Here is a 25,920-nt window from a genome sequence, read left to right on the forward strand (position 1 = left end):
AACCTGGGTACGACAACCCTTTGGGGCGGCCGGGCGTATGGACGGGTATGAGACCGAAGACGGCTACGTGAGCAGCCATCAGGAGTTCACCGAGTTCGTCGCGGCGCGGGGAACCAGCCTGTTCAGGATCGCTCACCTTACCTGCGGGTCCCGTGACGAGGCCGAAGACGTGCTGCAGAGCGCGCTGGAGAAGGCCTACCTCAACTGGGGCCGCCTGCACGCGGGTAGCGACCCCGAACCGTACGTGCGTCGCATCATCGTCAACACCGCGATCAGTCGTGCCCGTCGCCACGCGATCCTGCAGATCCTCTTCACCCCCGCGCCGCCCGATACCCCGGCGCCCGACGCCCTGCCCGGCGTCGAACTCCGCCAGATCCTGATGATCGGCCTTCGCGCCCTGGCACCTCGCCAGCGGGCGGTCCTGGTCCTGCGTTTCTTCGAGGATCTGACCGAGGCCCAGACCGCCGAGGTCCTGGGCTGCTCCACCGGAACGGTCAAAAGTCAGACGTCCAAGGCCCTGACCCGTCTGCGCGCTCTGATCGGCGCCGATCTCCTCGATGAGGCGTTGCCCCATGTCGAACCTTGAGAACGAACTCCGTCAAGCGATGATCGAGGAGACCACCGCTCTGGGGGCCCCGCCCGATCTCGCCCAGCAGACGATGCGGCGCGCGCGTCAGCGCAGGAGGTCTCACCTGAAGGCACTGGCCGTGGCCGCCGCGATCGTGGTCGGGGCGGTGGCCGTACCCGTCTATCTGGGGGGGCAGACGAGCGACGTGGCCGCCCCCACCCCGTCGGCCGTCGTCGACGGCGTCCAGACCGGATACCTCCCCCCCGGCCTCGGCACGCCCGAACAGGAGAAGGTCCGCGACGGAGGCCTCCCGGGAACCAGGGCGACCTGGGGCTCGGGAGACGACCAGGTCCTCGTCACGGTCTACCGTCCCACGGTCCTTGAGAGCGGAGATTCCGAGCACCTGCTGGCCAGGTTCGAAGAGTCCTCCGGCGCACTGCGAGGAGGCGTCCTGGTGCGCGGACGCCCGGGGCTCACCACACTCGCGGACGACGACCTGGTCTGGGTGGAGCGGCCGGACCTGGTCCTGCGCGTCTCCGTGGGCACCCGGCACCGGAGCGACCTCCGGGCCATCGCCGACGGCCTCGAACCCGAGGGTCGCACCGGTGATGTCTTCGAGGGGCTGCTCGTCACCTATCTCCCCGCCGGCCTGTACCTGGACGGACCCACCTCCGTCAACGGCTCCACCTCCTGGACCCAGATGCGGTGGAGCGGGAACGACGTCTCGATGCGGCTGCTGGCCGTGCGCGGAGCGGACGCCGAGGATTCGCAGACGCTGCTCGCCTGGGCCAGAACCCATCAAGATCTGTCCGGCGGCACCCCGAAGAAGGTCCGGGGGAAGCCTGGGTACAGTGCCACGCTGGACGACCCCGACCAGCGTCAGGCACACGTGCGCCTGTGGGTGGAGAAGCAGGGACTCGGATACATCCTGGCCATCAGCCGGCCCCTCGCCCCCGAACTGGACAGGATCATGGACGGCCTCGTTCCCGTCGAACCGGCACCCATACCCGGCGAATCGGTCGACGGAATCGGCGTCACCTATCTGCCCCCCGGCTTTCAGCGAACGACGCCCAGGGACGACATGCGGTTCGGTACCGGCTGGAGCGCGACGATCGGTCGCTGGTCGGGAAGTCGAGGCGACGTCGAGGTCACCGTGGCCCGAGGCGCAGTCGTGCACAGCAGCCAGTGGCTCAACGAGTTCTTGCGAGGGCAGAAGCGGCAGTCCTCCCCGGTGGGAAGAGCGCCTGCGGGGATATGGACCACCGACCCGAACGGCTGGCGGGGAGCCTTCTGGGTGGCCCCGGGCGTCGCCCTCCACGTCAAGGTCAGCCCGGACCTGGCCGGCGAGCTGGGCAAGATCGTCAAAGGTATCCAGGACCCGAACTCCTAGCCGCGGCGGGGCCTGGACCTGCGAGGTCCGGGCCCCAGGCCGACGACAACCGGTTCGGCAGACGGGTCCATGAAGGCACCCCGAGGTCCGGGCCTCGCGCTGACGGCAACCGGTGCGGCAGACAGGTCACCACGAAGGCACCCCGAGGTCCGGGCCTCGCTGACGGCAACCGGTGCGGCAGGTGGGTCATCGCGAAGGCATGGCTCCCGGATTACGCCCGAACCGCCCGGGACGTGAACAGGGTCCGTGCGCGGGCCAGCGCCTCGGCGTCTTCGAGCACCTGTCCCGGGCGGTTGCCGTATCCGAGGAGTTCTCCGCCCCACCGCATGCCCATGTAGTCGGCGGTCAACCGCAGCGTGCCGAGCAGGGGCTCCACCCGGGCGGTGTCCTGTGAGGTGTGCGCGGTGATCGCCCACATGGTCTTTCCCCGCATCCGGTTCTTGAAGTCGGCGCCCGGCACCCGGAGCCACGCCGTCCAGTGGTCGAGATAGGTCTTGGTGCTCGCGGACACGCTGTACCAGTAGAGCGGTGACGCGATCACCAGATCACTCGCCCCGAGGGTCGCCTCCAGCAGGACGCGCTCGTTGTCCACCGGCTGTGGATAAGTGCCCTCCCCCTCGTGGCGGACGTCGCCGAACGTCGGTAGCGGGAGGTCGCTCAGCCGCAACCAGCTCTGGTTCGCCTCCGCGGGAAGATGCGTGGCGGCCTGCCGTGCCAGCGCCTCGGTGTTGCCGTCCCGGCGCGTGCTGCCCAGCAGGAAAAGGAAGTCCACGGAACCACTCCTATGCTCATGCATTAGTTGCATGAGCATAGGAGAGCGTGCCCGGGCCATGCCAATCCGGACACGGCCTCCCGAGCGGACAGCCGTCGATCACCGCCTCGACACAGTCGTCGTAGCGGACAGCCGTCGATCACCGCCTCAGCCCGGTCGCCGCGCCCATGGCCCCGCAGCCGCCATAGCCATCGGGGCCGACCTGACCGCTGCGAAATCACCGAGGGCCGACAACCGGTCAGCGGCGCGGGTTCCAGCTCGTGGTGTCGACGGTCAGTCCGAGACGGCGGGCGATGTCATCCCACTTCACGTACTTGAAGTTGGTGTTCTCGCGCGCCTCGCCCTCGGGGTCCAGTGCTTCGGGGGTGTTGGCGCCGTCGTGCGTGACGAACAGGCCCTTGGGGAACCGGCGGCCGAGGGGCACGTTGACCACCATCGTCCCGTCGCTGCCCTGCACGCTGTCGACGCCGCCGCGCTCGCCGACCTGGAAGGAGCCGATGAAGGCGTTCCGGCCCCTGCGGTCGTAGACGGCGAAGGTGTCGCCGCCCTGGCCGGAGGCGATCAGGTAGCCCTTGCCGTCCTTGCCGTAGTAGATGGTCACGCCCTCGGCGTCCGCGGTCAGGTTGTCGCCGCCGTATCCGGGATCGACGCCGGAGACGCACTCCTCGGTATCGGCGTCGTAGGTGGCCGGTACGCCGTACTCGCGGACACGGTCGATCAGTACCGGTGAGCCGGTGAGGTCACCGGAGATACGCCAGATGCCGACATCCTCCTGAGCCGCGTAGAGCGTGCCGGTCTGGGCGTCGACGACCATGCCCTCGATCTGCGGGCCCACGCCCGGCTCGTCGCAGGGGCTCCAGCTCTGGCCGTTCGGGAGGGTGAAGCTCGACGGCAGGTCGATGGTCCGGAGCATCGTGTAGCCGACCTTGCCGCCCGGGGCGTCGGTGAGCTTCAGCAGCGCGAGCCGCGTCGTGTGCCGGCGGCTGACCAGGACGTAGGTGCCCGAGTTCCGCTTCCAGGTCGCGAGGCCGTACACGGTCTCGGCGTTGTTCACCTCCGCCTGGGTCGCGTTGAAGATGAACGGCGCCGCGGGGTCGGTGATGTCGGTGAGCGGCCGCCGGTTCCGGTCCGCCTTGGCCGGGTCGACGCGGTAGACGCGCAGCTTGTCCGAACCGCGATCGGAGGCGACGAAGATGTCCGACCGGCCCGCTCTGGAGGTGTGGCCGTAGACGACGTCCACGTTGTTCAGCCGGCCCGGCTCGTCGTCCTGACCGGGCGCGGCCGGCGCGGGCAGGTGCTGGAGTTGCTTGCCGTCGAGGTCGTAGACGTACAGACCGCCCTCCTTGGCGGTGGTTGCGATCACACTCGCCGCCGGTGAGGTGGGGTGGACCCAGATCGCCGGGTCGTCGCCGTTGGCGTTGCCGCCGGCCTCGTCGTCAAAAAGGGCCGGGGTCTCGACTCGGGGTTCGACGGTGGGCAGGTCTCTCGCCGTCGCCGGTAGTGCCGCGGCACCGAGCAGTCCGATCGTCAACGCGGTGGATGCCAGGGCGGTCAAAGGGCGCATTGACTTCTCCTCGTAAGGGAACCTTGCAACCTTGATCCTGTTCAGAGAAGAGGAAGGGGCGATGAACCGCGCCGAAACTCCCCGCCAAATCGGGGTTCCGTTAGTTGTCATGGCCGACCGCCTTCTTGCCGACGGCGACGGCGACGGTCGGCTGTGTCGAGAAGAATGGGCTCTGGGGACCGTCTGGTGAACTGAAAGTCGATGAGCTGGGGCAATCCGCCATGGGCGGCCATTTCACGATGCGGAGCCGGCCGAACAGATTGCCAGGCCCATCAGCGCTCGGGTGGCGCCCACAAAGCTGCGCGTACCCGTGCCACCTTGCAAGGTGAGGGCCCGGCGCAATGCCATACGGCCGAGGTTCTATAAATACGTCGCTGGATACACGGATGTAACACCCTTAACACATCATTAGTGCGAAATATCCTTAATCGACATTCGACGGCGATTGTGGCCGCGAAAGTGCGCTGAGGAGGATCATGAGGGTGCCGAAGAGCCCGAGCGACGTGCGGGACGCGCTGGTCAGAGGAGTGGGACGGCGAAACTTCCTGCGCGCGGCAGCGGTGATGACCGGCACTGGCGGCGCGCTTCTGGGATCGCGTTCCGCTCATGCCACGTCGGCATCGAATTCCGCCCCGGCGGTGACACTGCCCGGGGAAATACTCCAGCCGGGAAAGGGTCCCATCCACGGCAAGCATTACCTGCCGTCACGGGTCGAGCAGGTCAGGTGGGGTTACGTGCCCGCGGTGGGCAGCCGGCAGGTGCTGCGAATGAGATCGGGAGAGACCGTCACCGTCGACGCCGTGTCACACGAGGGCATCCTCGAAGACCAGGGACGTGACCCGGTCGCCTACTTCGGCAGGCATGGCGTGTCTCGCGGGAACGTGCTCGATGACGCCGTCACGATCGCCCGCGACTACTCGCGGACAGAGCGCAACTTCGATGTGGACGGGCCGCACGTCGTGACCGGGCCGATCTATGTGGACGGCGCGGAGCGAGGCGACGTGCTCAAGATCGAGGTGCTTTCGATGCTGCCGCGCGTGCCGTACGGCGTCGTGTCGAGCCGCCACGGCAAAGGGGCGCTGGCCCGGATGGCCGACGGTGGTGCACCGGCCGGAATAACCCTGGACGAGGTCATGCCTCCCGTGGCGACCGACGGACGGTCCACGGGCGACCCGACCCGCTACGGCAACGTGTCGGTGTTCACGCCGGTGCGCCGCGGGCGAAGGGGTGTGGCGAGCGGCGTCATGAAGCGCGGAAGGTCCGGTACGGTCACCTTCCCTTTGCGTCCGTTCATGGGAGTGATGGGGGTCGCGTTCGCATCCGAGGGCGAACTGACCGCGCCGGCCCTCAACTCGATTCCTCCCACCCTCGGCGGCGGCAACATCGACATCAACCTGCTCGGCGTGGGCGCGACCTTCTACCTGCCGGTGTTCGCCGAAGGGGCCCTCTTCTACACCGGGGACTCGCACATGGCCATGGGCAGTGGCGAGGTGGCGCTGACCGCGATGGAGGGATCGCTGCGCGGCACCTTCCGGCTCACCGTGTGCAAGCCCGGATCAGACGACGCCCCTTCGGTCGCCTTTCACTATCCGTTCGCCGAGACTCCGCAGGCATGGGTGCCGATCGGACTGTCCGACCCGGACGGCTCACAGAACGGGCAGGTGAACGACCTCAACATCGCCATGCGGAGGGCGGTCGCCAACGCACTCGACTTCCTCGAACACGACCAGGGCATGGACCGGGGCGTCGCCTATGCCTACCTGTCGGCGGCCGCGAACTTCGAGGTGTCCCAGGTCGTCGACCGCACCACCGGAGTGCACGGTGTCATCCTCAAGGAGCATTTCTCCGGCTGAACGCATCGGGAGACCATAGTTGTCGATAAGACAATTTACGGATTTATACGCTATTTGGCCTATATGCATATGAGCTGATCGAACCGATCGAGCGGAATCAACGTTTCAGCGTTGTGAAGCTTCTCTATGTGATCGGCGCCGCCCTGGCCGTGATCGCGATATGCGCGGCAGCCGTACTGATCTCACGACCGGTGAGCGAGTCGCCGCCGGTGCCGGTCGCGTGCCCGCAGCGATGGGACAGCACCACGATCGGCGGCTGGGTGCCCGCCGCCGCCGACCTCGACGGGATCGAGGAGTCCCTCGTGCCCGGCGAGCCGGCCGAGGCGATGATCTGCGCCTATCCCGGGGACAACGCGCACCCGGGCGGCGAGCGGCTCGCCGGGTCCCGGACCCTGACGGGCGAGACCAAGGCGATGGCCCGCGACCTCGCCTACCTTCCGGTGAGCACGGAGGCTCACGGCGGTCCGTGCACGGCGATGGGAGGGCCGATGACGAACTACCTCATCCGGTTCGCCTATCCCGGCGGGGAGGCGCTCTGGGTGGGCAGCGCCGAGGAGGTCAACTCCTGCGTGAGGACCACGAACGGCACGGCCGACAGCCGCTCCTACATCGGGCCGAGCCTCACCACCGCCTACCGGACGGGAACGTGGAAACTCTCACGGCCGGACGACCCCTGCACGGGGCGCACCACCGGACGCCGGGGCCAGGACGAGCGGATGGTGCCCGAGGGGCCCGTCTCGGTCCTGGTGTGCGGGGAGATCGCCTCATCCGACAAGCGGTCTCCCCGGCTGGAGCATGGCCGGCAGGTGGCCACGGCCCTGGCGGAGACGCTGAACTCCCCGGATACCCGGCCCAGCGAGAACATCTGCCATCAGATCGCCGGCGTGGACGACCGCACGCTCCGACTCCTGTTCGCCTACGCGGACGGACCGCCCGCGGACGTCCAGATCTCGATGGGCTGCAAGCCCGGCATCAACAACGGGCTGCTCCAAGCCGACCTCGACGACCCCGTCCGCGACGAAGTGACGCGACTCGCCCCGCCCAAGGACGGCGGAGCCGTACCGGGTGAATGATCTCAGTGGTCGAGATGCTCGGGCTTGTCGGTGCCCTCACCGCCGACAGGACCAGCGTGGCGGCTTGGAAGCCGGCGGCCACACGTCGTGGAGCACCGGCTCCTCCGTAGGGAGCAGGTCATCCGGCGTGCTTGTCGAAGGCCTCCACCCCTGCCTGGGCGACCGTGATGTCCTGCTCCACGTTTCCCGCGCTCACCCCGATCGCGCCGACGACCTCACCGCCCGCCCCGGCCAACGGGATGCCGCCGCCGAAGATCACCAGGCCTCCGTTGGTCACCTCGATGCCGTAGAGCGAGCCACCGGGCGCGGCTGCCACCCCAAGCTGCTCGGTGGTCATCCCCATCAGGATGGCGGTGCGGGCCTTGCGGACGGCGATGTCGATGCCGGCGCGGATGGCGCCGTCCTGGCGTGCGAACGCCAGCAGGTGTCCGCCGTCGTCGACCACGGCGATGTCCATGGGCTGGCCGATCTCATCCGCCTTGTCCAGCGCGGCGTCCAGCACGTGGCGGGCCTCGGCGAGGCCGAATCGTGCGGGCATGATGACGTCTCCCTTCACTGATCATTACGGTCGTGGGCGATCTCTCCCCTCGCCGATCGATACGGTCGTGGATGGTCCTCCCTTCGTCGATCGATGAGATCGCTGGCGCCTTCGCGCCCCTAGATGGGCACCTGTTCCAGCTCCGCGTCCAAGGTGATCTCCGTGGCGCTGAGTGCCACGGAGACGGGGCAGGTCTCCTTGGCCTTCGTGGCCGCCCGGCGAAAGGCCTCCGCGTCGACGCCCGGAACGGCGGCCCGCACGACCAGCCGGATCTCAGTGATCAGGTAGGCCTCGCCGCGCTGGTTCTGGGACACCGTCGCCGTGGTGTCGATCCGTTCCGGGGGTGTGCCGGCCGCGGTGAGCAGCGCTGACAACTGCATGCTGTAGCAGGCGGAGTGTGCCGCGGCGACCAGCTCCTCCGGGCTGGTCTGACCGTCCGGCTCGCCGGCCCGGGTGGGCAGCGAGAACGTGAACCGGCCCGCTCCCGAGGAGACGAGGGTGACCGTTCCCGATCCGGTCATCAGCTCACCGGTCCATCGTGTCGTGGCAATGCGATCAGGCATGGGAAGAGCCCTCCTGCTGCTTGAACGGGATGCCGACGACCAGCCGGGCGGCGTTGTGCCCCATGGTGCGGGCACTCGAAGGCGGGCCCGCCACCGCGGGCGCGTCCGGCGGCAACTTGGCGTGGTGCACACAGATGTACCCCGCGGCGTCCACGCCTATCCCCACGTCGAGGTTGGAGGCCTGGGCCGCGGCGAAGGCCAGCTCCCGCGCGCCTCCGTCCGCCGCGTTCCCGGCAGGGCACGACCCGTTCTCCGGACGGTACGGCCTGTCTTCAGCACGGTGGAGCCCGTCTTCGGTGCGGTGGAGCCCGTCTTCGGTGCGGTACGCCTCGTCCTCGGCATGGCGGGGCACGCTCTCGATGCGGCATGGCACGCCCTCCTCCTCCATGCCGGCGTTGATCTCACGCAGGCAGTGCCGATTTCCGAGATCCGGGTGGTGGAGCAGCACCACGGCGGGCCGGTTTCGCCCCGCGCGATCGGAGTGCCGGTCATTGGCAGGTGCGTGGTGCATGATCCGTCAGCTCCTCACCACGGTCCTGACCGCATGATCTGTCAACCTCTCGCCCACAATCCCGGCCGCATGATCCGCCGACCTCTCACCCGCGGTCCCGAGCACGTCATCCATCGGCGCTCACCGCGGTTCTGGCCGCCCGTGCCGCCGCGTAGCTGACGACCAGGCCGGTGGCCACCGCGTTGCGCGGGCCCTCGGAGCCACGTACGTTGCCGGTCCCGCTGACGATCCCGAACTCCGCGACGGCCTCCGCGATCATGTCCGGGATCTCGAAGTCCAGCGCGGAACCGCCCAGAACCACCACAAAACCCGTACGCCGGACGTTGCCGCCCGGGACCACCTGCTCCAGCGCACGGAGCGCGTTGACCACGAAGACCCGGTGCTTGGCGGATCTGCGCACCTGACGGATCTTCTCCACGCCGTGCCGGGTGGGGATCGGGTGCATGCCGGCGTCGGTGAGCACGACGACGCGGGCGAAGGTGTCGGCGGGCAGGGGCTTTTCGAAGAAGCGGACGGTGCCGTCCTCCATGCGGATGTGGAAGAAGCTCTCCGCCTTCGCCAGCGGGTACTTCTTGATCTCTTCGGCGAGTTCCAGGTTCTCCAGCCCGAGCTCGGAGTCGATCAGGTTGGTGACCAGGTCGCCCGCCCCGGCCAGGTGCACCGAGTGCACCTCGGCGCTCTCGGTGGACATCGCCGCGTCGGTGGATCCGCCGCCGAGGTCGAGGATCGCCACCGGCCTCTCGGTGCCCGGAGTGGTGAGCGCGCCCAGCAGCGCCATGTCGGCCTCGACACCGCCGATCAGCACCTCCGTACCGAGGGCCACGCGCAGCTGGGCGGCGAGCAGCTCCATCGGCCCCCTGCTGGTACGCACCATCGCGGCCAGCGCGACCGCGTTCTCCAGCGCGAACTCCCCCGCCAGACCACCGGTGATCCGCTGCGGTACGAAGGTGTCCACGGCGAGCACGTCCTGGATGCGTACGGTGTCGACCGGCATCGCGGTCAGCCCGGACATGGTGTCGCGGACGCGGGCGAGCATCCCGCCGACATGGGTGCCGGGCTCGCCGACGGCGTCGATCAGGGGCTGCACCCGCTGCAGCGTCGCCATGATCTCCTCGGCGCCGGCCTCCATCTCGACCGGCCGCTTGGCCTTCTCGCCGATCAGGGTCAGGGTGCCGGCGGGGATCCTGCGGTCGGTGATGTCCCCGGCCGGGGTGCGCACCACCACGGCCGAACGGTTGCCCACCAGCGCCCGCGCCACCGGCGCGATCATGCGGGTCTGCTCGGGATCGAGCTCGAACACCGTGGCGATCCCGTAGGAGTTGGACAGGGTCCGGATGGTGCGGCCCTGCTCCGCGACCTCGACGGCGGCCAGCATGCCCAGCGGCACCCTGTCCACCAGCGTGACCTCGTCGACCACCGGCACCTGCTCGGCCAGCCGGTTGGCGATCAGGTTGGCGTCGTCGGCGTGCACGACCACGCCGGTGACCCGGACCCCGCGCGCGGCGGCGCCGTTGATCCCCGCGGCGGCGTCCTCGAAGTCGACGCCGGCGCCGACCACGCAGATCACCGCGCTCCCGGCGGCGCAGCGCGGCAGATCCGGGAAGGCCACGGTGGTGCCGACCCCCAGCCCGACACCACCGGGCGTCTGTGGGTTGTGCCCGATCATCGTGGACTCCGTGATGATCGTCTCGGTGATCGTCTCCATGGCCATTCCGCTGATCACGGGGGTCGCCTCGTTGACCAGCACCGTCTGGAGTTCGGCCGGATCGCGTCCGGCCCTGGCCAGGGCCGTGCGCACGACCTCGACGACACCCGAGACGTTCTCCGTGGTGCCCTTCACCCCCGAGGTCCTGCCCAGCGCCCCGGAGAGGTAGGTGACCTTCCCGTCCTCGCCGACGTCCGTGAGGCACGCCTCCGTGGTCGAGTTGCCGATGTCCACCCCTGCCACCAGGGACATGATCTTCCCCAGCCTCAGCCGGCGTCGGCCATGCTGATCAGCGCACCGAGCTCCACCGGCCCGGCGTCCGGGCGTACGAACTCGGTCTCCTTGATGTGCAGCAGCGCGGCCTTGGCCTGCCAGCGCGGGCGGGCCATGTAGTCGTTGCGCGAGGGCACGGGTTCGGGCGATTCCCCCTTGGCGTACCGGGCCGCGTTGCGGCCGATCATTCGGAAGGTCTCCAGGTCCATCAACGGCGCCTGCGGGAACAGCTCCAGGTTGGAGAGACGGACCAGGTCCTTCTGGTGGATCATGGTGGTGCCGCGCGAGAGGATGCCGATCCCGATGCCGGAGCCGGAGAGCCTGGCCGCGGTGTGGGCGATGACCGCGAGGTCGGCGCTGGAGCGGAGCCGGATGATGCGGGCGTGCACGCCCTGCTCCTCCACCCCGGCCAGCAGCTCACGCAGCACCTCCGCGTGCGGAACGTCGACGATGGTCTTGGAGAAGAAGTCGCCGAACGCCGGTGAGATGCCGATGACCACCTCGTCGGAGCGGCGCCCCTGATGGGCCGCGCCCTTCTCCTCCAGGTGCAGCGTGCGCCGACCGGCTGTTCCTCCCGCCGTCCCGGTCGGAACCGCCTTCGGGGAGGAGCCTCCGACCTCCTGCTCCGGGTTGCGGGCGCTGACGACGTGCCGGAGTTGTTTCATCTCCTCCCACCGCGCGCCGCTCGGACGGTATCCGCTCCCCGGACCCGCGTAGTCGTTGGCGTCGTTGACGGCCGAGAGCGTCGTCAGCTCCGGGGTCAGGATCGCCGAGGTGTGCAGCAGGTCACCGGAGACCCGCTGCCTCAGCACGCCCAGCAGCGCCTCGGCCACGTCCGGGAAACCGCCGGCCTCCAGCCCCTTGACGATGTCGAGCCCGGTGACGCCCCGGTCCATCACCGACTGCGCCGACTTCAGGTCCTCGAGCACGTCCCGGAGCGGCAGCTCCTTGCTGCCGTGGGAGTAGGTGACGGCCTCGATCTCCCTGTCGGTGATCGGCGCCAGGTCGAGGTGGGCGAACACGCCCTGCAGCGCCCGCGCGGCCCGGTTGCGGGCGGCGAGGATCTCCGCCTCCGGGACGTGCCGGAGCGCGCCGTCGACCTGCAGGTCCCGCTGGAGGGTGTTCCAGTCGTCGTAGTCCTCGGGGTCCATGTTGGAACCGGCGAACATGTTGTCGTAGTTCGGCACGGCGGAGTAGCCCGAGCAGATGAAGTCGGTGCCGGGCAGCAGCTGCGGCATCATCCGCGCGGTGCGGCGCATGTCGGAGTGCGAGAAGGACTGGTCGTTGCCGGAGGCGCATTCGAGGTCGACGGTGCTGGCGATGAGGTTCTCGGCCAGTACGGCGCGGATCCCCGCCGGCACCGCGCCGGGCACGCCGATGCAGCTGATCGAGCCGTTCTGCAGCCCCTGGACCCCGGCGCCCTTGGCGACCAGGATGCAGCGGACCTCCAGGTACAGCATCGACTTGCCCTCGGCGTTGCCCATCTGGACCTCGGCGCCGGTGCCGGAGGTGAACCGCATCTTGATCCCGCGGGACGCGTACGCGGAGGCGAGGAACGCCTTCGACCACGGGGTGTCGTCGCCGTCGCAGAAGACCTGCTCGGTGCCGTACACCGAGATCGTCTCCGCGTAGGCGGTGATGCCGCGCATGCCCAGCTCAAGCTCCGTGGCCTCCTCCAGCGCGCACTGGGTGAGCACGCCTGGCTTCCCCGCCTGGGCGCCGACCTGCAGCGCGATGGCCACCAGCGGGGCGTACCGCACCACGCCGAGGGTGGTCTCCAGCTCGCGGAACCCTCGCAGCCCGGCCTCCGCGGCGTCCGCGGCCACCTGGACCGGGTTGTCCCGCGCGCTCGTGGAGTGTCCCTGGTTGGCCGGGGTGCGCCGCGCCCGCATCTTCTGCATCGCCATCATCATCTCGACCACGTTCATGGTCTTGACGACCTCGAGCAGCTTGGCGGGCGTCAGGCCGGACGACACCGCCAGCACCTCGGCGCGCGACACCCTCGGGTCCAGCAGCATGTGCGCGATCTCGGTCGCCGGGATGGCCATCGCCCGCTCGGCCGCGGCGGCGTCGATCGCGTGGTCGGCGATGAACTGGTCGAGGAAGTCGAAATCCTTCCTGTCCTTCCCGTCCATCTCCACGATGGTCCCGTCCTTCACCCGCACGCTCGGCTGCGGGTCGTACGGGCTGTCCATCGCGACCATGCCGACCTCGGGCCACTCCTCCACGAAGCCGTCGAGGTTGACCGGGCGGTTCTCCAGGATCTCCGTGCGCTTGGAACGCCTGGGGGCGGCCGGTGTCTGACGGCCGGGCCGCTGAGGGGCCGCCGTCGCTTGGGTCGTTGACGTTTGGGGACGTGCCGCGCGCTTGGTGCTCATCTCCGGTCTCACCTTCCTGATGCCTCTGTCGCCGGCGAATACGTCCGGCGAACGCGTCCTGTGAACGCGTGGCGTGCTCAGCTCGCGAGGATGCCCCGGCGCTCGTACACGTCGGCGGCCTCCCTGATCAGTTGCGCGCACAGCGTGGCGGAGTAGTCACGCTCCAGCTCCTCCGCGATCGCGGTCAACTGCTGTTTCGTGGAGGCGCGCGGCCGCAGCGCGTTGTAGAACCCCAGCACCTTCTCGTCCGGCAACGCGGTCAGCTCGGCGGCCCTGCGGAAGTTCTGCCCGAGCTGCGGCCTGCCGACGGAGTCCGCGATCTGCGCCTGCAGCCGCAGCGTCTCCGGCGCGATGCGGAGATCCTCGGCCGCCACCTCGCCGGCCAGGACGGCCTCCATGGTGATCTCGTCGAGACGCTTGCCGGTCGGAGTCCTGAGCAGCTCCGGACGGTGGGACGCCAACGGGTAGTCGCGCTGCGGATCCAGCTTTTCCGAGGTCATCGGCTCGCACCTGCCTTCTCCATCACGAGCCCCGCGGGCTCGATGTCACCGGAGTCGCCACCGTCTCGGGGCCGAACGCATGAACGGTCACCGCGGTGCCGATATGCGACGAATGCTAAGAAACGTTACGTTGCAATGACATAGCGCTCATTACTTGGGCAAATTTGGCGATTTAATTACCTCGTTTCAACGATGTGACCCCCTTACAGCCGGGTACGGCGAGCGGCTACTCGTCCTCGGCGAGCAGCCACGCCAGCCTCGCCACGACGGCCGGCCGCCGGGAGTCGTGCGCGGGCAGCTCCCCGGCGAGGCGTTCGAACACCTCGAGGTCGTCGTTGCCGGGCTCGCTCTGCGCGAACGTCCACAGGGCGTCGAGGTCGCGGTGATCGAGGACGGCCGACCGCAGCGCCGCCACCAGGTGGTAGCGCTCCGCCCGGATGGCGGGCGCCTCCGAGTTGGCGAGCAGCGGCGCGTGGCAGGCCGCCACCGCCGCGCGTACGTCACCCGAGCTCAGCGCGGCCCGCGCGGCGAGGAAATCGGCCTCGACGTCGGCCCGCAGCCGGTACGGCTTGGCCTGCATGCCCGCGTCGCCGAGCTGTGTCCGGAGCCGGTGGATCTCGGCGCGCACCGTCGCGGGGTTGCCGTCGTCGCCGTAGAGCTGCAGCGCCAGCTGCTCGGCGGTCAGCCCGGCGGGGTGCAGGGCGAGCAGGGCGAGAAGCTCGGCCCACCGCAGGGTCAGCGGCAGCTCGCGGCCGTCCAGCACCGCCACCGGCCGATCTCCGAGGAACGACAGCGACAGCTTGGGCCGGCGCGGCGCCGCCCGCGCCGAGCGGGGAATCCGGAGCAGGTATCCCTCGGCCAGCGGCTCGACCAGCGCCTCGCGGCCGTCGTCGAGCAGGACTCGATCGGCGCCGGATCGGATCCGGACACGCTCGGGCCACCGGCCGAGCGGCTCGGCGGCGATGACCCGCCCGGTCGGGGTCAGCAGCGCGCCCGCCTCGCCGCGCAGCCCGGCCAGGTGCGGCATGTTCCTGATCCGCAACCGCTCGTCATGCAGCTGCATCTGCCCGCGCAGGTGACTCTCGGCGAGCTGCGCGGTGGCGTTGACCAGGCAGACCACCGCGGGGTGCAACGCCTGGAGCAGTCCGCTGACGTCGACCGCGCCGAGCAGGTCTCCGGTGTCCGGGTCGTGGATGGGCGCGGCCGCGCAGGTCCAGGTGTGATAGGTCCGTACGAGATGCTCTGCGGAGTAGATCTGCACCGGGGCGTCGATCGCGAGGGCGGTGCCCATCGCGTTGGTCCCGATGACGTCCTCGGTCCAGCGGGCGCCCTCGCACAATCCGACCGGGTCCGCCCGCAGGCAGATGTCACTCGGCCCCTCACGCCAGAGGATGGTGCCCTCCGCGTCGGTGACGATCATGACGTGCCGTGACTCGTCGGCGATGCCGACCAGCAGATCACGCAGGAGTGGCACCACGGCACGCAGCGGATGGGCCGATCGCACGTCGGCCACCTCGTCCGATCCGTAGACCATCGGCGGCTGGTAGTCCTCCGGGTCCACGTGGGCGGCCAGTGAGCGCCGCCAGGACTCGGAGATCACCGAGCGGAGCGACGCCGTCGTCTTCTCGCCGCCGAGCGTGGCCTCGCGCACCTGCTGCAGCAGATGGAACTGCGCCACGGGGTCCGACGCCAGGCTCAGGGCCGTCGGGGCCACTGGGGCCGCTGTCGGTGTTTCGGAGGGGTGGACTTTCATAGTGCGCTCCGCGGCGACCCTGACGGGGCGCGTCAGGGCAACCGTCACTGCCGGTGACCGGGCCTACACCAGCATGCCGCGCGACGCCCGCCTCTACCTCGGCGAAAGCGGGCAGCCGACCGTGCCCGCCAGGCGTTCCCCCGTGCAACGATGCTGCAACGTCGGCCTTCCTAAGTTGATATATAACCGTCAATTCATGATATAGGGGGCAGAACCATGGCAAGGTACGCGGCGCCGGGTCAGCCAGGCAGTATCGTGACGTTCCAGCCACGCTATGACCACTTCATCGGCGGTGAGTACGTCCCACCGGCAAAGGGCCAGTACTTCGAGAATCCCACCCCGGTGACCGGCGGCACGTTCACCGAGATCGCCCGGGGCACCGCCGAGGACGTCGATCGTGCGGTGGCCGCCGCGGAGGGCGCCGCGGCCGCGTGGGGCCGTACCTCGCCCGCCGAGCGCGCCGGGGTGCTGAACAAGATCGCAGACAGGATCGAGCAGAACCTGGAGGCCATCGCGGTCGCCGAGTCCTGGGAGAACGGCAAGCCCGTACGGGAGACCCTGGCCGCGGACATCCCGCTGGCCGTCGACCACTTCCGCTACTTCGCCGGGGCGATCCGGGCGCAGGAGGGCTCGATCTCGCAGATCGACGCCGACACCGTGGCGTACCACTTCCACGAGCCCCTGGGCGTGGTCGCGCAGATCATCCCGTGGAACTTCCCGATCCTGATGGCCACCTGGAAGCTGGCCCCGGCGCTGGCCGCCGGCAACACGGTGGTGCTCAAGCCCGCCGAACAGACCCCGGCCTCGATCCACGTGCTGCTGGACCTGATCGCCGATCTCGTCCCGCCGGGCGTGCTGAACGTGGTCAACGGGTTCGGCGTGGAGGCCGGCAAGCCCCTGGCCCAGCACCCGCGGGTCCGCAAGGTGGCGTTCACCGGGGAGACCACCACCGGGCGGCTGATCATGCAGTACGCCAGCGAGAACATCATCCCGGTCACCCTCGAACTGGGCGGCAAGAGCCCCAACATCTTCTTCGCCGACGTCGCGGACTCGCGGGACGACTTCTACGACAAGGCGCAGGAGGGCTTCGCGATGTTCGCCTTGAACCAGGGCGAGGTGTGCACCTGCCCGTCGCGGGCGCTGATCCAGTCGTCCATCTACTCGACGTTCATGTCCGACGCCGTCGCGCGGGTGGAGAGGATCAAGCAGGGCCACCCCCTGGACACCGACACCATGATCGGGGCACAGGCCTCCAACGACCAGTTCGAGAAGATCCTCTCCTACATCGACATCGGGCAGAAGGAGGGCGCGAAGATCCTCACCGGCGGCGAGAGGGCGGACCTCGGCGGCGAGCTGTCCGGCGGTTACTACATCCGGCCGACGGTGTTCGAGGGCCACAACAAGATGAGGATCTTCCAGGAGGAGATCTTCGGCCCGGTGGTGTCGGTGACCCGGTTCGACGACTACGCCGACGCGATAAAGATCGCTAACGACACCCTGTACGGGCTGGGCGCGGGCGTGTGGTCGCGCGACGGCAACACCGCCTACCGCGCCGGCCGGGAGATCCAGGCGGGCCGGGTGTGGACCAACTGCTTCCACGCCTATCCCGCACACGCCGCGTTCGGCGGGTACAAGCAGTCCGGCATGGGCCGCGAGAACCACAAGATGATGCTCGACCACTACCAGCAGACGAAGAACCTGCTGGTGTCCTACTCGCAGAACGCCCAGGGTTTCTTCTGATCATGTCCGTTCGAAAACGCCGTTCTCGCCCTTCAGGAATCTGATCATGTCCGTTCAGGAGCACCGTCCCCGGCCTTCGGGGAAGCGAGTGGATCTCACCGACGCCGCGGCCGACCTGCTGCGACGGCTCACCGGACAGCATGGGCCGCTGATGTTCCACCAGTCCGGGGGATGCTGCGACGGCAGCTCCCCGATGTGCTACCCGCTGGGAGAGTTCCGCATCGGCAAGGCCGACGCCCTCGTCGGCGACCTCACGGTGGACGGCATCGACCAGCCGGTCCCGGTGTGGATGTCGGCGTCGCAGTTCGAGTACTGGAGTCACACCCACCTCACGATCGACGTGGTGCCCGGCCGGGGCAGCGGTTTCTCCGTGGAGGCTCCGGAGGGCGTGCGCTTCCTGGTCCGCTCCCGGCTGTTCACCGACGACGAGCTGAGCGAACTCGACGACGCCTGACCATCCACCCGCGCCCCGCCGGGATCGGGTGCCGACCGAACTCGCCGACGTCTGACCACCGGTCCCAACCGACAGGCGAAGGCCAGGACCGTCAGGAGCGCACGCCTCATACAGCGATCACCTAAAAGTCATGTGACACACGGATATCGAGTGATGCAGCTGTGACTGCCCGTGGCAGGGAGATGATGCTGAGGCCGTGTCCGGTTATCCGGTTAATCGTTGTGCGACGTCCGATACCCGCCAGCCCTGGCCGCCGGTGGCGGGCATGCTGTGTCAAATGGTCAACTTTTCCGAAGGGCTCATTGATCGGTTCGTCCTGTCCAGCACCGAGTTCGAACGGAAACTGCAAGCAGTGCGGTCCGAGCAGTGGACCTGGCCGACCCCCTGCACGGAGTGGAACGTGCGTCACCTGGTCAACCACATGACTCGGGGAAATCTCAGCTACACGCATCTGCTGCACGGCGGCACCGGTGCGGATTTCCTGCGTCTCCGGGACATCGACGCGCTGGGCACGGATCCGGTCGGTGCGTATACCCGGTCCGTGCAGAAGTGCGCCGAAGCCTTCGCCCGGCCCGGTGCCCTGCAGCGGGTTCTCGACTATCCCTTGGGCCAGGTGACCGGGCAGCAGGCGCTCGCCGTGAGGACCACGGACAGCACTGTCCACACGTGGGATCTCGCTCGGGCTCTCGGCGTCGATGACAACCTCGACATCAGTCTGGTCGCGTGGATCGACGACCATCTCGACGAGATCTATGACGGATTGGCGGAAACTCCCACCGCCGCCGAAACGAACCACCAGTTTTTTGCAGCTCCCCAGGATGTGCTCGCCCACGACGCGTCGCGACAGAACCGGCTGTTGCATCGAATGGGCAGGAGAATCAAAAGCGGTCGCTGAGATCCGCACGACATGTTCGCTGCGACGCTCACCTGCCGCCGCTGGTCCGCTGATGGCACAGGTCGTCCGAGCGAGACAGCACGATCGCAGGCGTCACGGCGGATGCTCTCACTCGTTCGAGTTCGGTGGCGGACGGCCTGATCCGCGGCGCGGCCGCTCGGTGTGGGACCGCCGGACCGACTCGGGCATGACCGGTCCATACCGCCGACGTGGCGTCCGATTTCTCCGGTTGCGTCCTGGATGGGGTGCACAGGCGTTTACCCTTGAGGTGAACGTCTGTGCACCCCATGCCGTCTCACGACCTACGGAGAACCGTGCCCGAAGCGATGACCGAACCCGCCGAGGCTTCCCACCCGCGTTTCCTCGTCGCCGTCCTGGCGTTCTGCGGCGTGGTGGTGGCCGTCATGCAGACGCTTGTCGTGCCGCTCCTGCCGCACATCCCCCGGCTCACCGGCAGCACCCCCACCGCCGCCAGCTGGCTGATCACCGTCACCCTGCTCACCGGCGCCGTCTGCACCCCCGTCCTCGGACGGGTCGGCGACATGTACGGCAAGCGCAGGGTGCTGCTGGCCTCCCTCGGCGTACTGGCCGCCGGCTCCGTGATGTGCGCCCTCAGCTCGCACATCGGAGTGCTCATCGCGGGCCGCGCCCTGCAGGGCGCGGCGCTGGCCGTGGTGCCGCTGGGCATCAGCATCATGCGGGACGAACTCGCACCCGAGCGGATCCTGCCCTCGGTCGCGCTGATGAGCTCGACGCTGGGCATCGGCGCGGCCGTCGGGTTGCCCGTCGCCGCCCTCGTCGTCGAACACGCCGACTGGCACATCATGTTCTGGGCGTCGGCCGGCATCGGCCTGCTCGACATCGTGCTGGTGCTCTGTTTCGTGCCCGAGTCGCCGCTGCGCTCGCGCGGCCACTTCGACGTCCTGGGCACCCTCGGCCTGACCGCCGCCCTGGTCAGCCTGCTGGTGGCGGTCACCCAGGGCGGCGACTGGGGCTGGACGTCCGTCCGGACCCTCGGGCTGCTCGCGGTGGCCGTGGTGGCCGCACTGCTCTGGGGCGTCTACGAGCTGCGCGCCTCCTCCCCGATCGTCGACCTGCGGGTGTCCGCACGGCCCGCGGTGCTGCTGACGAACCTCGCCGCCATGCTGATCGGCTTCGCCTTCTACGCCAACTCCCTGGTCACCGCGCAGATGGTGCAGGAGCCCACGAGCACCGGTTACGGTCTCGGCGCGTCCATCGTCGTCAGCGGTCTGTGCCTGCTACCCGGCGGCCTCGCGATGGTGGCGCTGTCGCCGGTGTCCGCCAGGATCTCGGCGCGCTACGGCCCCAAGGTCACCCTGGCGCTGGCCTCGGCCTTCATGGCCGTGGGCTACGTGGTGCGCTTCTTCACCAGCCACCAGCTGTGGACGATCATCCTCGGCGCCACCGTGGTGGCGGCGGGCACGGCCATCGCCTACTCCGCGCTGCCCGCGCTCGTGATGCGCGCGGTGCCGGTCGGCGAGACCGGCGCGGCCAACGGCCTCAACACGCTGATGCGATCGATCGGGCAGGCCTTCTGCAGCGCGGTCGTCGCCGCCGTCCTGGCCAACATCACCTTCCAGGTCGGCGGCCACACCGCACCGACCCTCCACGCCTACCTGCTGGTCTTCCTCATCGCCGCCGGTGCCGCGCTCCTCGCCCTGATCGTCACGCTGTGCCTGCCGGGTCGTACGGCTCCGGTTTCGACTACCGTCGGACAGGACCGGATGACGGACGCGGCAGAGCGTTCGCCGACGGCACTCGCGCGGGAGCACGCATGACCGGGCACGCCACCGACGAGGCGACGGGCACCGGGGCCGCCACCGACGCCGGTACGGGTCCCGCCGCCGATGTCGGCACGGGCCGCGGCGCCATCGTGCGCGCCGCCCGGCGGGCGTTCGCCCTGCGCCCCTACGCCGAGGTGACCCTGCGGGGCATCGCCGCCGACGCCGGGGTGAGCGCGTCGCTCATCGTCAAGCACTTCGGCAGCAAGGAACAGCTGTTCAACACCGTCGCCGACTTCGAGCCGGCGGCCGACGAACTCTTCGCGGCGCCCCTCGACACGCTCGGCCGGCACCTGGTCCTGACGGTGGTGCGCAGCCGTCGCGAGCAGAAGGGAGATCCGCTGCTGCGCGTCGTGTTCTCCCTGGGCAACAGCGACGAGCGCTCCCTCCTGCGGGAGCGTTTCCGCGAGCAGGTCACCTCGCGGCTGACCGCCCTGCTCACCGGCCCCGAGCCCGCCCTGCGAGCCGAGCTGATCGCCGGTCAGCTGCTCGGTCTGGGCGCCACCCTCAGCCTCCACCCTTCGGGCGCCGGATCACTGGCCACCCCCGAACACCTGGCCGACCTCTACGCGCCCGCGCTCCAGCGCCTGGTCACCGGCTGAGCGGGAGCGGTCGGGTGCCGCCCGTCCGATCTCCCGGCCGTTACGGGGCGGCGCCGCGGTGAGCCGGCCTACTTCGGCTGGTCCGCCGCGGCGAGCCGGGCGGCGCGGGTGGTGAGGTAGTCGCGCTCCGGGATGCTCGTCGTACGGCTCGCCGCCGTCCTGTAGTCGTCGACGGCGGCCTGCCGGTCGCCGGCCATCTCCAGCAGGTGGGCCCGGGCCGCGTAGAAGCGGTGATGCCCCGCCAGCCGCCCGTCGGCGTCGAGTGCCCTAAGCATGTCGAGGCCGAACGCGGCGCCGTGCGCCATGGCGGCGGCGACGGCCCGGTTGAGCGAGACCACGGGGTTGTCGGACATGCGTTCCAGCAGGCCGTACAGCGCCAGGATCTGCGGCCAGTCGGTCTCCTCGGCCGTCGCCGCCTCGTCGTGGATCGCGGCTATCGCCGCCTGGAGCTGGTAGGGGCCGACCGCGCCCCTGGCCAGGGCGCCGGTGACGAGCGCGACCCCTTCGGTGACGGCCTCGCCGTCCCACAGGCTCCGGTCCTGTTCGGCCAGCGGGATCGGGACGCCGCCCGCACCGGTCCGCGCGGGGCGCCGGGCATCGGTGAGCAGCATCAGCGCGAGAAGCCCGGCCACCTCGCACTCGTCGGGGAGCAGCCCGTGGAGCATCCTGGTCAGCCGGATCGCCTCGCGGGACAGCTCCACGCGTTGCAGGTCGGGGCCGGCGCTGCTGGCGTAGCCCTCGTTGAAGATGAGGTACAGGACGTGCAGCACCGAGCCGAGCCGTCGCGCCCGCTCCTGGGGGGCCGGCATGCGGAACGGGACGCCGGACGCCTTGATGCGCTGCTTGGCCCGGCTGATCCGCTGCGCCATGGTCGCCTCGGGCACCATGAAGGCCTTGGCGATCTCGGCCGTGGTCAGACCGCCCACGGAGCGCAGGGTGAGGGCGATCGCCGAGGCCGGGGTCAGCTCCGAATGGCAGCACAGGAACAACATGATCAGCGTGTCGTCCCGGTCCGTCTCGTACGCGTCGTCCGCCGGCGGCGCCGTCCGCCGGTCCGGGGGCTCCTGCGTGGCCACCCGTTCCTCCCTGCGGCGCCGGGCCTGCTCGTTGCGCAGCTGCTCGATCATCCGGCGGTACGCGACCTGGATGAGCCAGCCCCGCGGGTTGCCCGGCACGCCTTCCGCGGCCCACTGGGCCGCGGCGTCCAGCAGCGACTCCTGGACCGCGTCCTCGGCGGCGTCGAAATCTCCGAAGCGCCGGGTGAGCACGCCGACGACCTGCGGCGCGAGTTCGCGCAGCAGGTCGTCGACGACCGGACCACTCATCGGTCGCGGCTCCTCGGAACTGACCTGCACATCACCCGGCACGCCCCGATCGGCATTCGACGCTCACAGCTCCTCGGACCTGACCGACATCACCTGGCGCACCTCGATCGGCATGTTGAACGGCTTGCCGCCGGGCCCGGGCGCGGCGGAGACGTACGCGGCGAGCTCGATCGCCCGCTCGATGCTCTCGCAGTCGACGATCCAGTAGCCGACCAGGAACTCCTTCGTCTCGGGATACGGACCGTCCGTGACGACGGGAGGGCCGTCACCGTTCGCCCGCACGATCCGGCCCTGATCCGGGCTGGCCAGTCCCTGCGCCTCCACGAACTCCCCGGCGGCGGTGAGCTTCTCGTTCGTGGTGTGCATGAACTCGATGTGCGCCTTGACGTCCTCCGGGGCCCAGGTGTGCATCGGCTGGAGGTCGTTCTGCTCGCTGAACTGCATCAGCATCATGTACTTCATGTCATCGTCCCTTACGTTCTCGCCGGCGCTTTCACGTACAGGTAGAAGCACGCTCCCCCGGTCTCGACATCCTGGCGGGCATCCGGGAAAGAAAAATCAGCCCGGGTCCGTACGACGTGCCCCCACGGGCTGACCGGGGCCACCGCTGGAACGGCCCGCCGTCCTCACGGTGAGGTCGGCCCGGCCACACGTGAATGCGTCCTTCCCTCGGTCCAGAGCCCATCTGGCTCCTATCATCACGGAATGCTCCGTGAATCAAAGGGACTTGCCGTGCTGATCACCGCTTTCAGCCTGGCGGCTGCCGGTTGCGGCTCGGCGGGGCGGCAACCCTCGGCGGAGCGGAGACCGGAGGGCGTCGCGACAACCGCGGCGGTTCAGCCGGAGACGAGTCCCCCGTCATCGTCTCCCGAGGACGAGAAGTACGTGACGGGTGCGTTCGACTTCATCTATCCCGACCGTGGAGCCTTGGCGAGGGACCCGGTGAACGTTCCGCTCGCGGGCGATCCCTGGAAGCTCGTCCACCTCGCGGACTACGGCGTCTTCGACGCGCTGACGCACGTGGTGGCTCCCGCCGAGGACGACGCCTGGGCGTTCGGGTGGACCGGGGGCTCAAACGGTTCCCCCGTCGCACTCAGGTGGGACGGCTGGCAGTGGGTGAGCAGCGCGCTGCCGGGCGGCGTCAAGGGCTCCGTCATCGACGCCGGCTCCTCCGCGCCCGACGACGTCTGGTTGCACGTCAACGCCAAGGAAACCTCCTCCGCCCTCCACTGGGACGGCGTCCGCTGGACGGTCTCGAAGGAGTTTCCGTTCACGGTGTGGCAGATCGAGGTGCTGGACAGCACGCACGTCTGGGCTCTCCCCTCCGCTGACGCGACCGTGGCCTGGTTCTTCGACGGAACCGGCTGGCGGGAGGCGCCGCTGCCTGACGGAGTGCTCGGCCTGGCGATCGGCGCGACCGCACCGGGCACCCTGTGGGCGGTCGGCACGTCGGGGAAGGGCGCGCAGACGGCCACGGGACTCTTCCGCTCCGACGGAACCGGCTGGACACGCGTCTCCTTCGGCGGGATCTTCCCCGCCGACGACGGGGAGGGGTACCTGCGGCTGGAGAACCTGGTCACCGGCGGCGAGGACGACGTCTGGGTCTTCGGTTCCCGGACGGAGCGTCAGGAGGAGTCCGGCGAGGGCGAACGGCCGCGGAGCCTTCCCGTGGCGGCCCATTGGGACGGTCGCTCGTGGCGCGCGGTGACCGTACCGCCCAAGTGGCGGCTCCGCGCAGCCGTGGCCGACGGGCGTGGTGGCGCTCACGTCATCGTCTGGCCCGCCGACGACGACCCCGGCGCGGACATCCACACGACCTCGGTCCTGTCGCTCGCCGCGGACGGATCGTCATCGGTGTCCGTACCGGAGGTTTCCGGCGGGCGTGTGTCCCTGAACGACCTGGCCGCGGCACCGGAAAAGATCTGGGGAGTGGGCGCGGCCTACCCGTCGGAGGTGACGCTGACCGCCTCCACCTCCGCCGTCTACGCCCGGACGATCACCCCCTGAGACGCGTCACGGAGCGGATCGGCGGCCACATGATCCGTGGCATTCGGAGAGCGTTTCACCCGGTCTGCCGACTTCCCCGGAGTAAGGGCGCACGGAGCGGATCGGCGGCCCGGAACGCGGCCACGTGCTCCGTGGCATTCGGAGCCGGGTCTGCCGCCTTCCCCGGATGGGGGCGCTACGCGGCAGGCGTCGTCGACGTCGCCGTGGATCGGTATCGAGAGGGTGAGATCCCGTACTGCCTGACGAACGCCTGGCGCAGGGTCTCGGCCGTCCCGAACCCGCAGCGGGCCGCCACCCCGGCCATGGGCAGGGAGGTGGAGACCAGGAGGTGCGCGGCGGCCTCCGTACGGGCCTGCCGGACGAACCGGCCCGGTGTCTGTCCGAGGTGTTTGAGGAACAGCCGGGTCAGGTGCCGTCCGCTCACGCCCGCGCCGACCGCCAGCGCGACCGTGGTCAGGTCGGAGTCCAGGTGACCCGTGACATGGTCGACCACCTTCTTGACCAGGCTGTTCACCGACGGCGAGGCGACGGTGAACATGCTCATCTGCGCCTGGTTGCCGGGTCGCTGCAGGTAGGTCACCAGGCTCCGCGACACTCGCCGCGCCAGCTCGGCGCCGTGGTCTTCCTCGATGAAGGCGAGCGTGAGGTCCAGGGCACTGGTGACGCCGGCCGCCGTGTAGGTGTTCCCGTCGCGAATGAAGATCGGGCCGGGATCGAAGAGGACCTTTGGATGACGGGCCGCGATGTCGTACGCCTGCTCCCAATGGGTGGTGGCGCGCCGGCCGTCGAGCAGGCCCGAGCCCTCCCCGCTCCGAGCCGGAGGCCCGTCCGGGAGTTTCACGGGGCGACGAGCGGCACCGAACGTGGCCGGCCACGACCGGTGCCGCTCGCACCTCGGCTCACTGGTCAATCGCTACCCTCTGCCGCTGCCGACGGGGTTCTAGCGATTGAAGGGACCGCGGTGGTCGTGGTGCCAGTCGGGCCGTCCGCCGTGCCAGTGATTGTCGTGATGCCAATCGGGCCGTCCGCCGTGCCAGTGATCGTCGTGATGCCAGTCGGGCCGCCCGGCATGCCAGTGATTGTCATGGTGCCAGTCGGGCCGCCCGCCGTTCCAGTGGTTGTCATGGTGCCGGTCACGCCAACCGCCGGGTGGGGGGTCATTCCGTATTCCGGACAACAGAGGAGCGGCTTCCTGGGTTGTCGCGCTCGCGCCCGCGGGCTGAACCGACATCGTCAGGGCGACGATGAGACTGGAAGCCACCAATGTTGCGGCGGCGAGGGCATGCTTCACCATGGAAAATCACTCCGTGTCTGATGGTTGATCCCGGCATGCTGCCTGGACTGTCGAGCGCCGACCGAGTTCGCGAAAATGTCGAATCGACGTCCTGATTAAAGACGCTAGTTGAGGACATCTGGTCGATCTCCCCAGGGAGAACAAAGCCTTGGTCCGGGATCAATACCGAAAAAGAAAGTCGGAGGTTACGTCGGGACGGAGATGACAAGCCCGATATTGACGATGAATATGGTTATCAAGAATGCGCCGGCCCGGAGCGGGAAATCCCTTTGAAGGCCATGCCGGATGTGCGAGCCGACGCATGATCACGAACTCACAGGACTTCTCTCCGTCCGGGACGGCACCCCGGGCGGGCCCACC

At 69.3% G+C, this 25,920-nt stretch carries 23 protein-coding genes; 10 read left to right on the forward strand and 13 right to left on the reverse strand.

From position 1 onward, the window contains the following. The first annotated feature begins 67 nt into the window (after positions 1–67). Both DKM19_RS42505 and DKM19_RS42515 read left to right on the forward strand, forming a co-directional pair. The gene (locus DKM19_RS42505) at positions 68–586 is read left to right on the forward strand and encodes a SigE family RNA polymerase sigma factor (protein ID WP_204358467.1); all 519 of its coding nucleotides are present in this window, start codon (positions 68–70) and stop codon (positions 584–586) included. Continuing rightward, complete coding sequence (locus DKM19_RS42515; RefSeq protein WP_162642181.1) at positions 573–1,958, forward strand: hypothetical protein; 1,386 nt, start codon at positions 573–575, stop codon at positions 1,956–1,958. Before DKM19_RS42505 ends, DKM19_RS42515 begins: the two co-directional genes overlap by 14 nt. A 211-nt stretch (positions 1,959–2,169) precedes the next feature. Here the strand turns inward: DKM19_RS42515 and DKM19_RS42520 are convergent, their stop codons facing one another. Then, positions 2,170–2,730, reverse strand: coding sequence for a flavodoxin family protein (locus DKM19_RS42520; RefSeq protein ID WP_204358468.1), 561 nt, complete (start codon positions 2,728–2,730; stop codon positions 2,170–2,172). Positions 2,731–2,968: 238 nt separating this feature from the next. Then, the gene (locus DKM19_RS42525) at positions 2,969–4,294 is read right to left on the reverse strand and encodes a phytase (RefSeq protein WP_110704084.1); all 1,326 of its coding nucleotides are present in this window, start codon (positions 4,292–4,294) and stop codon (positions 2,969–2,971) included. 476 nt (positions 4,295–4,770) lie between these two features. Here DKM19_RS42525 and DKM19_RS42530 point away from each other — a divergent pair, with 476 nt between their 5' ends. Next, entirely contained in the window at positions 4,771–6,147 is a 1,377-nt protein-coding gene (locus tag DKM19_RS42530; RefSeq protein ID WP_110704086.1) for an acetamidase/formamidase family protein, read from the forward strand. 113 nt (positions 6,148–6,260) lie between these two features. Then, the gene (locus DKM19_RS42535) at positions 6,261–7,220 is read left to right on the forward strand and encodes a hypothetical protein (RefSeq protein ID WP_110704088.1); all 960 of its coding nucleotides are present in this window, start codon (positions 6,261–6,263) and stop codon (positions 7,218–7,220) included. Between the two features lie 118 nt (positions 7,221–7,338). Here the strand turns inward: DKM19_RS42535 and DKM19_RS42540 are convergent, their stop codons facing one another. From DKM19_RS42540 to DKM19_RS42570, 7 genes are all read right to left on the reverse strand, one after another. Continuing rightward, the gene (locus tag DKM19_RS42540; protein ID WP_110706376.1) at positions 7,339–7,758 is read right to left on the reverse strand and encodes a heme-binding protein; all 420 of its coding nucleotides are present in this window, start codon (positions 7,756–7,758) and stop codon (positions 7,339–7,341) included. 119 nt (positions 7,759–7,877) lie between these two features. Next, positions 7,878–8,321 (reverse strand): OsmC family peroxiredoxin, encoded by a 444-nt coding sequence (locus DKM19_RS42545; RefSeq protein ID WP_110704090.1) that lies wholly within the window; start codon positions 8,319–8,321, stop codon positions 7,878–7,880. Next, positions 8,314–8,832 carry a glycerol dehydratase reactivase beta/small subunit family protein gene (locus DKM19_RS42550; RefSeq protein ID WP_204358469.1) on the reverse strand — a complete coding sequence of 173 codons (519 nt, stop codon included), beginning with the start codon at positions 8,830–8,832 and terminating at the stop codon, positions 8,314–8,316. The genes DKM19_RS42545 and DKM19_RS42550 overlap by 8 nt, the downstream gene beginning before the upstream one ends. A gap of 106 nt (positions 8,833–8,938) precedes the next feature. Next, positions 8,939–10,789, reverse strand: coding sequence for a diol dehydratase reactivase subunit alpha (locus DKM19_RS42555; protein ID WP_110704092.1), 1,851 nt, complete (start codon positions 10,787–10,789; stop codon positions 8,939–8,941). Between the two features lie 14 nt (positions 10,790–10,803). After that, positions 10,804–13,188 carry a propanediol/glycerol family dehydratase large subunit gene (locus tag DKM19_RS42560; protein ID WP_110704094.1) on the reverse strand — a complete coding sequence of 795 codons (2,385 nt, stop codon included), beginning with the start codon at positions 13,186–13,188 and terminating at the stop codon, positions 10,804–10,806. A 77-nt stretch (positions 13,189–13,265) separates the two neighbouring features. Then, the gene (locus tag DKM19_RS42565; RefSeq protein WP_110704096.1) at positions 13,266–13,688 is read right to left on the reverse strand and encodes a diol dehydratase small subunit; all 423 of its coding nucleotides are present in this window, start codon (positions 13,686–13,688) and stop codon (positions 13,266–13,268) included. Between the two features lie 226 nt (positions 13,689–13,914). Then, the gene (locus DKM19_RS42570) at positions 13,915–15,441 is read right to left on the reverse strand and encodes a GAF domain-containing protein (protein WP_110704098.1); all 1,527 of its coding nucleotides are present in this window, start codon (positions 15,439–15,441) and stop codon (positions 13,915–13,917) included. A 216-nt stretch (positions 15,442–15,657) separates the two neighbouring features. On the opposite strand from DKM19_RS42570, the gene adh reads away from it, so the two are divergent. The 5 genes from adh to DKM19_RS42595 all read left to right on the forward strand — a co-directional run bounded on the left by adh (position 15,658) and on the right by DKM19_RS42595 (position 20,934). Further along, the gene (gene adh, locus DKM19_RS42575; RefSeq protein ID WP_110704100.1) at positions 15,658–17,181 is read left to right on the forward strand and encodes an aldehyde dehydrogenase; all 1,524 of its coding nucleotides are present in this window, start codon (positions 15,658–15,660) and stop codon (positions 17,179–17,181) included. Between the two features lie 46 nt (positions 17,182–17,227). Continuing rightward, positions 17,228–17,635, forward strand: a complete 408-nt coding sequence (locus tag DKM19_RS42580) for a DUF779 domain-containing protein (RefSeq protein ID WP_110704102.1) — start codon at positions 17,228–17,230, stop codon at positions 17,633–17,635. Positions 17,636–17,831: 196 nt separating this feature from the next. After that, entirely contained in the window at positions 17,832–18,530 is a 699-nt protein-coding gene (locus DKM19_RS42585; protein WP_204358470.1) for a TIGR03086 family metal-binding protein, read from the forward strand. Between the two features lie 314 nt (positions 18,531–18,844). Further along, complete coding sequence (locus DKM19_RS42590; RefSeq protein ID WP_239513893.1) at positions 18,845–20,329, forward strand: MFS transporter; 1,485 nt, start codon at positions 18,845–18,847, stop codon at positions 20,327–20,329. Continuing rightward, the gene (locus tag DKM19_RS42595; protein WP_110704106.1) at positions 20,326–20,934 is read left to right on the forward strand and encodes a TetR family transcriptional regulator; all 609 of its coding nucleotides are present in this window, start codon (positions 20,326–20,328) and stop codon (positions 20,932–20,934) included. Before DKM19_RS42590 ends, DKM19_RS42595 begins: the two co-directional genes overlap by 4 nt. Before the next feature lie 68 nt (positions 20,935–21,002). On the opposite strand, the gene DKM19_RS42600 is transcribed toward DKM19_RS42595, so the two are convergent. After that, positions 21,003–22,259 carry an RNA polymerase sigma factor gene (locus tag DKM19_RS42600; protein ID WP_110704108.1) on the reverse strand — a complete coding sequence of 419 codons (1,257 nt, stop codon included), beginning with the start codon at positions 22,257–22,259 and terminating at the stop codon, positions 21,003–21,005. 63 nt (positions 22,260–22,322) lie between these two features. Then, positions 22,323–22,721: a YciI family protein gene (locus tag DKM19_RS42605; RefSeq protein ID WP_110704109.1), complete on the reverse strand. Its 399-nt coding sequence runs from the start codon at positions 22,719–22,721 to the stop codon at positions 22,323–22,325. A gap of 270 nt (positions 22,722–22,991) precedes the next feature. On the opposite strand from DKM19_RS42605, the gene DKM19_RS42610 reads away from it, so the two are divergent. Beyond that, entirely contained in the window at positions 22,992–24,266 is a 1,275-nt protein-coding gene (locus DKM19_RS42610; RefSeq protein ID WP_162642182.1) for a hypothetical protein, read from the forward strand. Between the two features lie 175 nt (positions 24,267–24,441). On the opposite strand, the gene DKM19_RS42615 is transcribed toward DKM19_RS42610, so the two are convergent. Together DKM19_RS42615 and DKM19_RS50245 are read right to left on the reverse strand one after the other, a co-directional pair. Then, entirely contained in the window at positions 24,442–25,107 is a 666-nt protein-coding gene (locus DKM19_RS42615) for a GlxA family transcriptional regulator (protein ID WP_239513894.1), read from the reverse strand. Between the two features lie 99 nt (positions 25,108–25,206). Continuing rightward, positions 25,207–25,560 carry a hypothetical protein gene (locus DKM19_RS50245; protein ID WP_162642183.1) on the reverse strand — a complete coding sequence of 118 codons (354 nt, stop codon included), beginning with the start codon at positions 25,558–25,560 and terminating at the stop codon, positions 25,207–25,209. Between the last annotated feature and the right edge of the window lie 360 nt (positions 25,561–25,920).

The organism is Streptosporangium sp. 'caverna' (assembly GCF_003203775.1).
Lineage (GTDB): Bacteria > Actinomycetota > Actinomycetes > Streptosporangiales > Streptosporangiaceae > Streptosporangium > Streptosporangium subroseum.